General features: G+C 72.1%; 9 protein-coding genes. 8 read left to right on the forward strand and 1 reads right to left on the reverse strand.

Translation table 11 applies throughout. The annotated features are described in order from the left end of the window. The first annotated feature begins 56 nt into the window (after positions 1 to 56). The 7 genes from ABFX81_RS03800 (at position 57) to dnaK (ending at position 9746) form a co-directional block, all read left to right on the forward strand. Entirely contained in the window at positions 57 to 2126 is a 2070-nt protein-coding gene (locus ABFX81_RS03800) for a phage holin family protein (RefSeq protein WP_346137767.1), read from the forward strand. A gap of 80 nt (positions 2127 to 2206) precedes the next feature. Beyond that, a complete protein-coding gene (locus ABFX81_RS03805; RefSeq protein ID WP_086855133.1) occupies positions 2207 to 3268 on the forward strand; it encodes an AAA family ATPase in 1062 nt (353 codons plus the stop codon). A gap of 68 nt (positions 3269 to 3336) precedes the next feature. Next, positions 3337 to 5067 carry a vWA domain-containing protein gene (locus tag ABFX81_RS03810; RefSeq protein WP_428837140.1) on the forward strand — a complete coding sequence of 577 codons (1731 nt, stop codon included), beginning with the start codon at positions 3337 to 3339 and terminating at the stop codon, positions 5065 to 5067. A gap of 68 nt (positions 5068 to 5135) precedes the next feature. Further along, positions 5136 to 5564 (forward strand): OsmC family peroxiredoxin, encoded by a 429-nt coding sequence (locus ABFX81_RS03815; protein WP_037668927.1) that lies wholly within the window; start codon positions 5136 to 5138, stop codon positions 5562 to 5564. A 124-nt stretch (positions 5565 to 5688) separates the two neighbouring features. Beyond that, positions 5689 to 7074, forward strand: coding sequence for a hypothetical protein (locus ABFX81_RS03820; RefSeq protein ID WP_346137621.1), 1386 nt, complete (start codon positions 5689 to 5691; stop codon positions 7072 to 7074). Beyond that, positions 7071 to 7811, forward strand: coding sequence for a glycerophosphodiester phosphodiesterase family protein (locus ABFX81_RS03825; RefSeq protein ID WP_086854123.1), 741 nt, complete (start codon positions 7071 to 7073; stop codon positions 7809 to 7811). Before ABFX81_RS03820 ends, ABFX81_RS03825 begins: the two co-directional genes overlap by 4 nt. Positions 7812 to 7871: 60 nt before the next feature. Further along, positions 7872 to 9746 (forward strand): molecular chaperone DnaK, encoded by a 1875-nt coding sequence (gene dnaK / locus ABFX81_RS03830; RefSeq protein ID WP_086854122.1) that lies wholly within the window; start codon positions 7872 to 7874, stop codon positions 9744 to 9746. A 13-nt stretch (positions 9747 to 9759) separates the two neighbouring features. Here the strand turns inward: dnaK and ABFX81_RS03835 are convergent, their stop codons facing one another. After that, positions 9760 to 10227, reverse strand: a complete 468-nt coding sequence (locus ABFX81_RS03835) for a molecular chaperone TorD family protein (protein ID WP_086854121.1) — start codon at positions 10225 to 10227, stop codon at positions 9760 to 9762. A 647-nt stretch (positions 10228 to 10874) separates the two neighbouring features. Between ABFX81_RS03835 and ABFX81_RS03840 the strand changes: the two genes are divergently transcribed. Continuing rightward, positions 10875 to 12974, forward strand: coding sequence for a glycosyltransferase (locus ABFX81_RS03840; protein WP_086854120.1), 2100 nt, complete (start codon positions 10875 to 10877; stop codon positions 12972 to 12974). Positions 12975 to 12987 lie beyond the last annotated feature (13 nt).

The raw sequence follows: 12987 nt of genomic DNA on the forward strand, positions 1-12987 counted from the left end.
GGCACTGTGGGTGAGGGGCCGTGGTCGCGACGGGCCGGGACGTGAGGTGGCTGGGCGTGCGGGGCGTGCGGTGGCGGCGGGTCGCCAGTCAGGTGGGGCGGAGCGTCGCCGTGTGGGCGGTCTCCACCCTCACCATGCTCGTGCTCGCCGGGATCCTGCCCGACTTCCGGCTCCGGTCGGCCGACGGTGACAGCGCGACCGACATCGCCGTCAAGGCGGCCTTCGGCGCCGGTGCCTTCGGTCTGCTGTCGGCCGTGGTCTGGCCGCTGCTCGTCCGGCTCCTGCTCCTCGTACCGGCGCTCGTGCTGGGGCTGCTGGTGTTCTTCCTCAACGGCGCGCTGCTGCTGCTCGCCCTGCGCCTCGACCCCGGGGAGCGCGGCACCGCCGCCCCGGAGACCGCCGTCGTGGTCGCCGCCGTGATGTCCGCCGTGGCGTCCGCCACCGGCGCCGCCCTGGCCGTGCGCGACGACGACGCCTACCGCCGCAGGCTGTACCGCCTCTCGGACCGCCGCCGCAGGTCCGGACCGCCCTGCCCGCCCACCCCCGGCACGGTCTTCCTGCAACTCGACGGCGTCGGCCACGACGTCCTGCTGGACGCGGTCGCCAAGGGCCTGATGCCCACCGTCGCCCGCTGGCTCGGCATCGGAGACGGTGCCCGCACCACCCACCGGCTCACCCCGTGGCGCACCGACTGGTCCAGCCAGACCGGCGCCAGCCAGCTCGGCATCCTGCACGGCAGCAACCACGACGTCCCCGCGTTCCGCTGGTACGAGAAGGACACCCGCGAGGTGGTCGTATGCAACCGCCCGACCAGTGCCGCCGAGCTCCAGCGCCGCGCCGCCGGATACGCGGGGCACGACGGCCTGCTCGCCGTCGACGGCGCCAGCCGCGGCAACCTGTTCAGCGGCGGCGCCGGACAACAGGCCCTCGTGCTGTCCATCGCCGGCCGCCGCAGCCGGGAGAACCGCTCCCGGGCAGGCTACTTCGCCTACTTCTCCGACCCGGCCAACGCCGTGCGCACGGCCCTGTCCTTCGTCGCCGAGGTGGGCCGGGAGATCGGCCAGTCCACCCGGACCCGCCTCGGCAAACAACGCCCGCGTGTCTCCCGCGGCGGCCTCTACCCGCTCGTGAGGGCCTTCGCGACCGTCGTCGAGCGGGACGTCGTCGTGGCCGCCGTGACGGGCGACATGCTCGCCGGCCGCACCGCCGTCTACGCCGACCTCGTGGCCTACGACGAGGTCGCCCACCACTCCGGCCCGGCGAGCCGCGACGCGCAGAAGGTCCTCGAACGCCTCGACCGCTCCCTCGCCCTGATCGAGAACGTCGCCGAGCACGCCCCGCGCCCCTACCGGATCGTCGTGCTGTCCGACCACGGCCAGAGCCCCGGAGAGACCTTCCGCTCCCGCTACGGCCTCACCCTCGGCGACCTGGTGCGGGCCGGCTGCGGGCTGCCCGTGCCGCGCCGGGCGGAGCGCACCCGCAGCGGGACGGAGGCCCGCGCGGCGGTGCGCGCCGCACTGCGCATCCCCGTCGCGGAGCACGGCGAGGAGCACCGCCCCACGCGGCGCTCGGAGCCGATCGTGCTGGCCTCCGGCAACCTCGGCCTGGTCTCCTTCCCGGACGTCACGCACCGCATGAGCAAGGAGGAGATCGACGCCCGCCACCCCGCGCTGCTGCCGACCCTCGCCAACCACCCCGGCATCGGCTTCCTGCTGGTGCGCAGCGACGAGCACGGCGGGGTCGTCCTCGGCGCGTACGGCGCCGAGATACCGCTGGCCGACCTCGACGACAACCCGGGCCCGCTCGCCCCGTTCGGCCCGGGCGCCGCCGACGCGGTACGCCGTACGCACTCCTTCCCGCACACCGCCGACATCATGGTCAACTCCTTCCACGACCCGGCCGACGGCGAAGTCCTCGCCTTCGAGGAACAGATCGGCTCCCACGGCGGCCTCGGCGGCGAACAGGGCAAGCCCTTCCTGCTGTCGCCGCTCGGCTTCTCCCCGCCGGTCGACGAGGGGGAGGAACTCGTCGGCGCCGAACACGTCCACCGCGTACTGCGCCGCTGGATGCGCGAGTCGGACGGCCCTCAGGTGCCGCTGGAGAGCAGCGAGGAACGCGCCGCCTGAAATTGGGCTGCGCCCGGGGAGCCGTACGCACACACTGGTGCGGTTCGTCTTCCCGCATCCCTTTTCGAGGAGAACCTGCGTTGCAGGCCGCCGTCACCGTCACTCCCGCCCGCATCCCGGAGTTGCTGCTCGGCCTCGCCACCGTCCGGCCGGTCTTCATCTGGGGCGCACCCGGCATCGGGAAGTCCTCCCTGGTACGGGCGTTCGCCGAGTCGCTCGGACTGGAGTGCGTGAGCCTGCTGGGCACCCAGCTGGCGCCGGAGGACCTCATCGGCGTACCGCAGATCCGCGACGGCCGCTCGGTGTTCTGCCCGCCGGAGGCGATCGCCCGGGACGAGCCGTACTGCCTGTTCCTCGACGAGCTCAACGCGGCCACGCCGGACGTGCAGAAGGCGTTCTACTCGCTGATCCTCGACCGCCGTATCGGCACCTACGAACTGCCCAAGGGCTCGATCGTCATCGGCGCCGGGAACCGTGCCACCGACAACGCGCTCGCCCGGCCCATCGCCTCCGCGCTCGTCAACCGCCTCACCCACGTGCACCTGGAGGCCTCCGTCAAGGACTGGCTGACGTGGGCCGGCGGCAACGGCATCCACCCCTGGGTCGTGGACCACCTCACCGACCGGCCCGACCACCTGTGGTCCAAGCCGCCGAAGACGGAGGAGCCGTTCTCCACGCCCCGTTCCTGGCACATGCTCTCCGACGCCCTGCACTCCTTCGGCCGCGACCTCGACGAGGAGACGCTGCGGGTGCTCGCGCACGGCACGCTGACGCCCGCGCACGCGCAGGCCTTCTGCGGCTACGTCAAGATCGTGCGCAGCCGGTTCGGCATCGAGGCGATCCTCAAGGGCGACGCCCGCTGGCCGAACCGCCCGGAGGACCGCGACCTGCTCTTCTACCTCGCCGACTCCTTCAGGGGCCGCCTGATCAAGGAACTGCCCGCGAGCAAGGACCACATGTCGGCGAACGGCCGCCAGACCGCCTACCGCGCCAAGTCGCTGCTGGTGCAGCTCGCCGAGATATCCGTCGAGGTCGCCCAGACCGTCATCGCCTCCGACGGCGACGGCAACCCCGTCCTGCCCTCCTGGTTCCTCGTCGAGGCGGCGCGCGACATGCCGCGGCTGGTGGAGGCCCGCCGGTGAGCCGCGGCCGCGGCAAGGACCAGCGGAAGAAGAAGCGGGACCTCGCGGGCGAGGCCTTCGCCGAGGGAATGCGGCTGATGCGGACGAACCCCGCCCTCGCCGCCGTGGAGTTCGACGTCTGCCGCCAGGAGGAGTGCCGCCTCGCGCCCCGCCACGGACTCGTGGTCGTCGACTCCGACGGCGATCTGCACGTCCACCCGGACCGGCTCGCCGAGCCCGCCGCCTGGGCCTGGGCGCTCGCCCACGCCGTCCTCCACCTCGGCTTCGGGCACGTCCCGGCGGTGAAGGGCGACCGCGTCCAGCCCGACCGCCACGACCTCGCCGCCCGCTGCGTCGTCGTCAACCGCTTCCTGCTCGGCTTCACCGTCGGCGAGACCCCGGAGCACCTGCCCGCCTCCTACCCGGACGGCGACGAGGAGCAGCTCGCCGCCCGCTGGCGGCGCGACGGCCTGCCCCCCGTGTACGAGCGCTGCGGTACGGCGGGCGACGCGCCCGACCAGGTGCTGGTGCCCTGGGTGGGCTGGTCCCGGCCGCCCGACTGGCAGCTGGCCTTCGCCGGCGCCCTGACCCGGACCGTGTCCGCCGCGATGGACATGGCGGGCGGCCGCCGCGACAGCCTGGACGGCGAGGCGCCCCTGCTGCGTCCCTGGCAGCGGGCGCTGAGCTGGTTCATCTCCTCCTACCCGCTGCTCGGCGGCATCGCGTCCGGCGTCAAGCTGGTCGCCGACGCCGAACTCGCCCGCGCCCACGGCATCGCGATCGCCGCCGTCAACGCCGAGGCCGGCGAGATCTACGTCAACCCGCTGCGGCAGTTCGACGACGAGGAGTGGCGGTTCGTCCTGGCCCACGAGATGCTGCACGCCGCCCTGCGCCACGGCGACCGCTGCGGCACCCGCGACCCCTACCTGTTCAATGTCGCCTGCGACTACGTGATCAACGGCTGGCTGACCGAGATGCAGATCGGCACCATGCCCGAGGGGCTGCTGCACGACCCGCAGCTCTCCGGCCTGTCCGCCGAGGAGGTCTACGACCGCATCGCCGGCGACCTGCGCCGCAAGCGCCGCCTGGCCACCCTGCGCGGCAAGGGCGTGGGCGACATCCTCGGCGCCCCGCTGGGCTCGCCCCGCGACTACGTCGACCTCGACGAGTTCTACCGCCGGGGCCTCGCCCAGGGCCTCGACCTGCACCAGCGGCAGGAGCGCGGCTTCCTGCCCGGCGGCCTGGTCGAGGAGATCCGCGCGCTCAGCCACCCGCCGCTGCCGTGGGACGCGCGGCTCGCCCGCTGGTTCGACGAGTTCGTGCCCCGCCCCGAGCCCGTCCGCTCCTTCGCCCGTCCCTCACGGCGCCAGGCGGCCACGCCCGGCATCCCGCGCGCCGGGCGGTACTTCCCGCCCGAGGAGATCGCCCGCTGCACCTTCGGGGTGGTCCTGGACACCTCCGGCTCCATGGACCGCGTCCTGCTCGGCAAGGCACTGGGCGCCATCGCCTCCTACGCCGAGGCCCGGGACGTACCGGCCGCCCGGGTCGTGTTCTGCGACGCCGCCCCGCACGACGCCGGCTACCTGCCGGTCACCGAGATCGCCGGCCGGGTGCGCGTGCACGGCCGCGGCGGCACCGTCCTGCAACCCGGCATCGACCTGCTGCACCGCGCGGACGACTTCCCGCCCGGCGCGCCCGTCCTGATCATCACCGACGGCTGGTGCGACGTCCTGCGCGTGCGGCGCGAACACGCGTACCTGATCCCGCGGGGAGCACGGCTGCCGTTCAGCGCCAGAGGTCCGGTCTTCCGCGTGAGTTGAACCGGAGTGTGATCGGATGGTGGCCAGGAACCGGTCACGGTTCCGGATACTCATCGAAAGGATGCGACATGGCAGCCACGCGCTCCGCACACACCGTTTGGGAAGGCAACCTCTTCAAGGGCAACGGCGTCGTCACCTTCGACTCCTCCGGCATCCTCGCCGAGCAGCCGGTCTCCTGGGCGGCCCGTACCGAGGAGCCGGGCGGGAAGACCAGCCCGGAGGAGCTGATCGCCGCCGCCCACTCCAGCTGCTTCTCGATGGCCTTCTCCAACATCCTCGACAAGGCCGGCACCCCGCCGACCAAGCTGGTGACCTCCGCCGACGTCACCTTCCAGCCCGGCGAGGGCATCACCGGCATCCACCTCACCGTCGAGGGCACCGTCCCCGGCATGGACGAGGCGGCCTTCCTCGCCGCCGCCGAGGAGGCCAAGGTCGGCTGCCCGGTCAGCCAGGCCCTCAAGGCCACGCCCATCACCCTGACCGCCAAGCTCGCCTGAAACAGCCCCACCCGCGTCGCGCGGGCCCGCCCACCAGGGGCGGTCCGCGCGACGTCGTCGATTCGCCCATCGCGCCCGGGGTATGAACCAGACGCTCTGACGCCGACGGTCCGGAAGGAACGCGATGCTGCCGGGAACGTCAACCAGCGCGACGGTGCTCGACTCCGCCACTCGTGACCGGACCCGCGTCCTGCTGCTGTTCAGCCTCTCCGGCCGGCTGCGCCCCCGCGACACCGTCCTCGGCGCCCTCGTCGACCGCTACGACTACGGCCGCTTCGCCTCCCACCTGATGACCAGCCAGGACGTGCTCCCCGTTCCGGTGCTCGACGAACAGGTCGCGCCACGCCGGCTGCGGCTGCCGCACGGCGACCACGGCCTGGGCCTCGCGTCCCTGCGGATCCTCGTCGTCACCACCCCGCGCGGCGACGCCACACTCGTCCTGGACTGCGCCTTCGCGGGCGAGACCACGGCCGGCGACCTCGCCGCCTGGCTGGCCACCACCTGCTTCGACCGGGAGCGGATCGAACTCGACGACCGCCCGCTCCTGACGGTGCTGACCGGGCAACTCGGCGGCCGGCCGCTCGCCCTCGGCCAGAACGTGCACCAACTCGTCTTCCCCGGCGGCCGGTTACAGCGCGAGCTGCTCAGCGCCGACGAGGCCCGCAAGGCCATCCTGCTGAACGAGATCGTCTACCGCGGCCGGATGCCCTGGAACCCCGCCACCCCGTACGACGCGAGCCTGGCGCCGCACGTCAGGAACCACGGCGTCACCCTGTCGGCCCTCGGCCGGGGCGTCTCCGTCCAGGCGGGCTGGGCCCCGCACGTCGAGAACGGCCTGATGCTCGTCGCCATCGGCATGATCTCCGCCCTGGCCGTGCTCCAGCGCACCCGCCTCGCGGCCTTCGCGACGATGAAGGCCAACGAGCGGGCCCTGACCGACTCGCCCACCGAGATCCGCTCCCTGATCACCCGCCTCTCCGCGGGCGTCAACGAACTCCAGCTGGACCTCGCCTTCGGCGTCGAGGCCTACGTCGACAGCCTGCTGATCCCCGAGATGGTCATGGAGGCGTTCCAGTCCTCGCTGGGCGACGCGCTCGGCATCCGCGACAGCCTGGAGAACTCGGCCCGCATGGTCGAGCGCCTGACCTCGGTGATCAGCGCCCGCTCCGCCGCCCTGGACGCCGAACTCGCCGAGCGCGACGACCGCCGGGACCGCACCGTCTCCGGCCTGGTCGCCGCCGCCACGCTGATCGCCCTGCCGCCCACCCTGCTGCTGGCCTTCTTCGGCGTGAACGGCACGAACGTCGACGAGCACCGCTCCATCCTCGACCTGCGCGCCTACGGCACGGCCTACGCGCTGGCCTGGCTCCCCTTCGTGACCCTGGTCCTGATCGGCTACGTCCTGCTCAGACGGATCCGCACCCGCTCCGGCTCGCTGCTGCCGGCGTCCGACGACGACGCCGTACCCGTCCCGCCGCCACGCTCGCCCTCCGGGAGCCGACGACCATGACGCCACGCCCCGCCGTCTCCGCCCACCGGGGCGGCTCCGAGCGCGCCGGACCCGCCACCTGGCAGGCGTACGAGGACGCGCTGGAGTCCGGCGCGGAGTACGTCGAGTTCGACATCCGCCGCACGGGGGACGGCGTCCTCGTCGTCTACCACGACCCCCGGGCCGGGCACACCGGGCCGCCGCTGGCCGCGCTCACACACGCCGAGCTGAGCGAGCGGGCCGGATACGACGTGCCGGTGGTGGACGAGGTCATGGCGCTGATCGCCGGGAAGCTCGTGGCGCACCTGGACCTGAAGGAGGTGGGCTACGAGCGGGAGGTGATCGACCGGGCGGTGGCCCTGCTCGGCGCGGACGGGCTCGTCGTGACGACGCTGGAGGACTGTTCCGTGGCCGCCGTCGCGCAGGCCTTCCCCGGGGTGCGTACCGCGCTGTCCCTGGGACGCGACCGCAGGGAGCTGGCCCTGGCCCGGCTGCCCGGGACCCGGCTGAGCGAGCTGTTCCCGGCCCGCCGCATCCGGGCCTGCGGGGCCCACGGCGTCGCCGTGCACCAGCGGCTGGCCAGGACCACCGTGCTGCGGGAGGCGACCCGGCAGGGCCTGTTCACCATGGTGTGGACCGTCAACGACGACACCCTGATGCGGGCCTTCCTCGCCCACCCGCGCGTGGACGTCCTCGTCACCGACCGGCCCCGGCGGGCCGTGGCGCTCCGCGGGCCCCTCACCCCCTCGCGCCATTGACAACAGCGCACTCAAGTTTTGTGCTGGATTGTGAGAGCGCCCTGGCGGAAGGGGACAGCGATGGGACGTGCGGTCGGGATCGACCTCGGAACCACGAACTCGGTGGTCGCCGTGCTGGAAGGCGGCGAGCCCACTGTCATCGCCAACGCGGAAGGAGCCAGAACCACACCCTCGGTCGTGGCGTTCGCCAAGAACGGAGAGGTGCTGGTCGGGGAGGTGGCCAAGCGGCAGGCCGTGACGAACGTGGATCGCACCGCCCGCTCGGTCAAGCGCCACATGGGTGACGCGCACTGGCGCTTCCCCGACCAGGGCGACATCGACGGCACCCGCTACCGGGCGCAGGAGCTGTCCGCGCGCGTGCTCCAGAAACTGAAGCGGGACGCGGAGTCCTACCTCGGCGAGGACGTCACCGACGCGGTGATCACCGTCCCGGCGTACTTCGACGACAACCAGCGGCAGGCCACCAAGGAGGCCGGTGAGATCGCGGGCCTGAAGGTGCTGCGGATCATCAACGAGCCGACGGCGGCGGCGCTGGCGTACGGCCTGGACAAGGAGAACGACCAGACCGTCCTCGTCTTCGACCTCGGCGGCGGCACCTTCGACGTGTCGCTGCTGGAGATGGGCGAGGGCGTCATCGAGGTGAAGGCCACCAACGGCGACACCCACCTCGGCGGCGACGACTGGGACCAGCGGATCGTCGAGTACCTGGTCAAGCGCTTCAAGGGGCAGTACGGCGTCGACCTGGGCAACGACAAGATGGCGGTGCAGCGGCTGCGCGAGGGCGCCGAGAAGGCCAAGATCGAGCTGTCCAGCTCCACCGAGACGACGATCAACCTGCCCTACATCACGGCCTCCGCCGAGGGGCCGCTGCACCTGGACGAGAAGCTGACCCGGGCCCAGTTCCAGGAGCTCACCGCCGACCTGCTCGACCGCTGCAAGGCGCCTTTCCACCAGGCGGTCCAGGACGCCGGTGTGAAGCTCTCCGCGGTCGACCACGTGATCCTGGTCGGCGGCTCGACCCGGATGCCCGCGGTGACCGACCTGGTCAAGGAACTCACCGGCAAGGAACCGCACAAGGGCGTCAACCAGGACGAGGTCGTGGCCCTCGGTGCCGCGCTCCAGGCCGGTGTCATGCGCGGCGACGTCAAGGACGTACTGCTGCTCGACGTCACGCCGCTGTCCCTGGGCATCGAGACCAAGGGCGGCATCATGACGAAGCTCATCGAACGCAACACGACGATTCCCACCCGGCGTTCGGAGATCTTCACCACGGCCGCCGACAACCAGCCCTCGGTCGGCATCCAGGTCTACCAGGGCGAGCGGGAGATCGCCGCGTACAACAAGAAGCTCGGCGTCTTCGACCTGACGGGCCTGCCGCCGGCGCCGCGCGGTGTGCCGCAGATCGAGGTGGCCTTCGACATCGACGCCAACGGCATCATGCACGTCTCCGCCAAGGACCTGGCGACCGGCCGCGAGCAGAAGATGACCGTCACCGGCGGCTCGGCCCTGCCCAAGGACGACATCGACCGCATGATGCGCGAGGCCGAGCAGTACGCGGAGGAGGACCGCAAGCGCCGCGAGGCCGCCGAGACCCGCAACCAGGCCGAGCAACTCGTCTACCAGACCGAGAAGTTCCTCCGCGACAACGGCGACAAGATCCCGGCCGACACCAAGAGCGAGGTCGAGTCGGCCATCACCGAAGTGAAGGGACAGCTGGAACAGCAGGCGGACACCGCCGCCCTGCGCACCGGCGTCGAGAAACTCGCCTCGGTCAGCCAGAAGATGGGCCAGGCCATGTACGCCCAGGCCCAGCAGACACCCACCGACGAATCCTCCGGCGCCCGGCACGAGGAAGGGGAAGAGGAGGGAGTCGTCGACGCGGAGATCGTGGACGAGGAGAAGGACCGGCGGGACGAGAAGGGCGGCGCCGCTTAGGTGACGAGGGGAGCTAGCGTCCCGGCGCGTCGCGCGGCAGGGTCACGCACACCGCGTCCAGGACGGTCGCGTACGGCGTGCCGAAGCGGGTGAGCCTGGAGCGGAGCCGGTCCAGACCGTCGCGGTGGTCCGTCAGGAGCCCGGTGTCGCCGGTGCGGGCCGCGCACTCGAGGACCGCGGGGAGGAAGTCCGGCGGTTCCTCGCCGGTCGTCTCCAGGCCGTGCGCACGGTACAGCTCCTCGGAGGGCGTCGGTGCCGCCTCGCGCCAGGCGCTGAGATACAGGCTGTGGTCCGGCTGCGCCTCGAAGACCTCGACGTAGTGCGCCGCCAGCTCACGCGGTGGGCTGAGCGCCGCGTGGTCGGCGAACTCCCGTAGCTGCGGGGCGGCTTCGCGCAGCAGCGGCAGCCGGGCGCGGAAGTCGTCGTCGGGGAACATCAGGCACAGCGCGGCCGCCTGGTACAGCACCTCGAATCCGGGCATCGGACCTCCTTCCCGTGCGCCCCGCGATCCCGACGCTAGGGGCGGGCCGAGAGGTACACCCGTCGGCGGGGTCCGTCCGGGGCAGAGTGGCTGAAAACCGCCGCTTGGGCGAGACGTGGCACTCGAAGGACCGTTGCGGGAGGCGCCGGATGTGAAGACAGACTTCGCCGCACCCACTCAGTCCAGCGCACCGGCGGCGCCGAGTGTCACCGTCCCCGCCTCGGGGCGTTGCGCCGCCTGTTTCCGGCCCACCCGGAGCGTCGGATGTGGCTACACTCGCCGCCCATGCACGAGCACGACCACAAGACAAACCACCAGAAATCTCATGCCCGTTCATCGGGTCTCGACGTTGCCGACCTGTATGTGAAGGCAGCGTGGCCCATGGCCGAATCCGTCGCCCACGCGGTCCGGCCGACGTGCGGCGCCGATGCCTGCGGTCTCGGGCGGACTCCTGGGAGCGGGCGCGGACAGAGCCGTGCGTGCACCGCGGGGAGACGCCGGGCGGCAGCGGTCCGGCGAGGCGGTACCGCTCGCCCCGTCCAGGTTCTGCCCCGGTCCGCCGCTCGCGCAGCGGTCACCACGGTCGTCGGCCTCCGCGAAACCCGCCCCGGCTCACCTGTGATTAACGCCATACCCGGGGCGGCTGCGTGAGCCGCTCGGCACATCGCCGGCACGCCCGTTCGCGCGACCCCCGCGGACACTGGCGGCTGCTCGCTCTGACCCTGCCCGTCATCTTCGCCATCCTGCTCTTCGAGGGCTGGACCGTTCACGAGGTGGACGCCGCCAAGACGCGCCGCCCGTGCACCGAGCCGGCGCCGAGGTCCGTGGACGAGAGCGGCCCAGTCCTGCGCGCCATCGACGGGGACGAGGTGTCGTCCGCCGCGGCGCCCGCGCGCACCGTCGCCCTCACCTACGACGGCGGACCCGATCCCGAGTGGACACCCCGCCTGCTGGATCTGCTGCGCGAGCACCACGCGCACGCCACCTTCTTCGTGTTCGGCGCCCAGGCGGCACGCCACCCGGACCTCATCCGGCGCATCCTCGACGAGGGCCACGAGATCGGCTCGAACACCTACACGGGAGCCGACCTCGGTTCGTCGTCGCGCGTCCGCTTCGCGATGGAACTGGGCCTCACCCGGAAGACGCTCGCGGGCACGGCGGGCGTGCGCACCGACCTGCTGCGGATGCCGATGACCAGCGAGGTCGACACGTTGTGCGGCGCCGAGTGGCAGGCGGCCCGGAAGGCCGCCGCGGACGGCTATGTGCTGGTCGCCGCCGACCGTCCGGCCCGTGATCCGGCGCACGGGCTGATCCGGCAGTTCAGCCAGACGGAACTGGCGTACGACGAGACGAAGCAACTGCTCGACGACCCGCACGCCGACCGGTTCACCACCGTGACGGACGCCGTCGGCATGCCGCCTGCGGACACCCCGGTGTCCACCGCCGAGCGATGGCAGGGCAAGGCCCTCAACTGGGCCGTGGCAACCGGAAACACCTTCACGCACATCATGACCTGGGTGTTGGTCGTGGCCGGAGCGCTGGGCCTGCTGCGGCTGCTGTCACTCACCGTCTTCGCTCGCGCCCATGTCCGGCGCCTCACCCGCCCCCGCCCCGGCGCACCGTGGCTGCGGGAGGTCAACGCGCCCGTGACGGTGCTCGTGCCCGCCTACAACGAGGAGGCCGGCATCGAGTCCACCGTCCGTTCGCTGCTCGCCTCCACGCAGCCGTACCTCGAGGTCGTCGTGATCGACGACGGCTCCACGGACCGGACGGCGGATCTCGCCACGTGGATCGACGACCCCCGGGTACGGGTGATCCGGCAGCCCAACTCGGGCAAGGCGGCGGCGCTCAACACCGGTCTGGCCCACGCGTCCCACGACATCGTGGTGATGGTCGACGCCGACACCGTTTTCGAGCCCGACGCCCTGTACCGGCTCGTCCAGCCGCTCGCGCATCCGGCCGTCGGTGCCGTCAGCGGCAACACCAAGGTCGGCAACCGCCGCGGACTGCTCGGCAGATGGCAGCACCTGGAGTACGTCTTCGGCTTCAACCTCGACCGGCGCATGTTCGAGGTGCTGGAGTGCATGCCGACGGTTCCCGGAGCCATCGGGGCCTTCCGCCGGGACGCGCTCATGGGCGTCGGCGGGGTCAGCGAGGACACCCTCGCCGAGGACACCGACCTGACGATGGCCCTGTGGCGGGCCGGCTGGCGGGTGGTCTACGAGGAGTCGGCCGTCGCCTGGACCGAAGTCCCCACCACGCTGCGGCAGTTGTGGCGGCAGCGCTACCGCTGGTGCTACGGCACCCTGCAGGCGATGTGGAAGCACCGCCGGGCCGTCGTCGAAGTGGGCGCGGCCGGACGCTTCGCCCGCCGCGGGCTGAGCTATCTGACCGTCTTCCAGGTGGTCCTGCCGCTGCTGGCACCGGTCGTCGACCTCTTCGCGGTGTACGGGGCCCTCTTCGCCGACCCCGTGCAGGCGACGGGCGTGTGGCTCGCCTTCCTCGGGGTTCAACTGGCCTGTGCCGGTTACGCGCTGAGACTCGACGGCGAGCGGCTGCGGGTGCTGTGGTCGATGCCGTTCCAGCTCTTCGTCTACCGGCAGCTGATGTACCTGGTCGTCATCCAGTCCGTGGTCGCCCTGCTGCTCGGCACCCGGCTCAAGTGGCATCGCATGCAGCGTTCCGGCACGGCTGCCACCCAGCAGCTCAGGAGGCCGGAAGCCGAACGACAGTTGTCATCGAGGTGATGAAGGAGTGGTT

This window comes from Streptomyces coeruleofuscus, from assembly GCF_039532725.1.
Taxonomy (GTDB): Bacteria; Actinomycetota; Actinomycetes; order Streptomycetales; family Streptomycetaceae; genus Streptomyces; species Streptomyces coeruleofuscus.

What these genes read in the sequence shown, in the direction of transcription:
- ABFX81_RS03815 (WP_037668927.1), top strand. Translation starts at nt 5,136, where the DNA reads ATGGCAGCCACGCGCTCCGCACACACCGTTTGGGAAGGCAACCTCTTC.
- dnaK (WP_086854122.1), top strand. Translation starts at nt 7,872, where the DNA reads ATGGGACGTGCGGTCGGGATCGACCTCGGAACCACGAACTCGGTGGTC.
- ABFX81_RS03820 (WP_346137621.1), top strand. Translation starts at nt 5,689, where the DNA reads ATGCTGCCGGGAACGTCAACCAGCGCGACGGTGCTCGACTCCGCCACT.
- ABFX81_RS03825 (WP_086854123.1), top strand. Translation starts at nt 7,071, where the DNA reads ATGACGCCACGCCCCGCCGTCTCCGCCCACCGGGGCGGCTCCGAGCGC.
- ABFX81_RS03835 (WP_086854121.1), bottom strand. Translation starts at nt 10,227, where the DNA reads ATGCCCGGATTCGAGGTGCTGTACCAGGCGGCCGCGCTGTGCCTGATG.
- ABFX81_RS03810 (WP_428837140.1), top strand. Translation starts at nt 3,337, where the DNA reads ATGCGGCTGATGCGGACGAACCCCGCCCTCGCCGCCGTGGAGTTCGAC.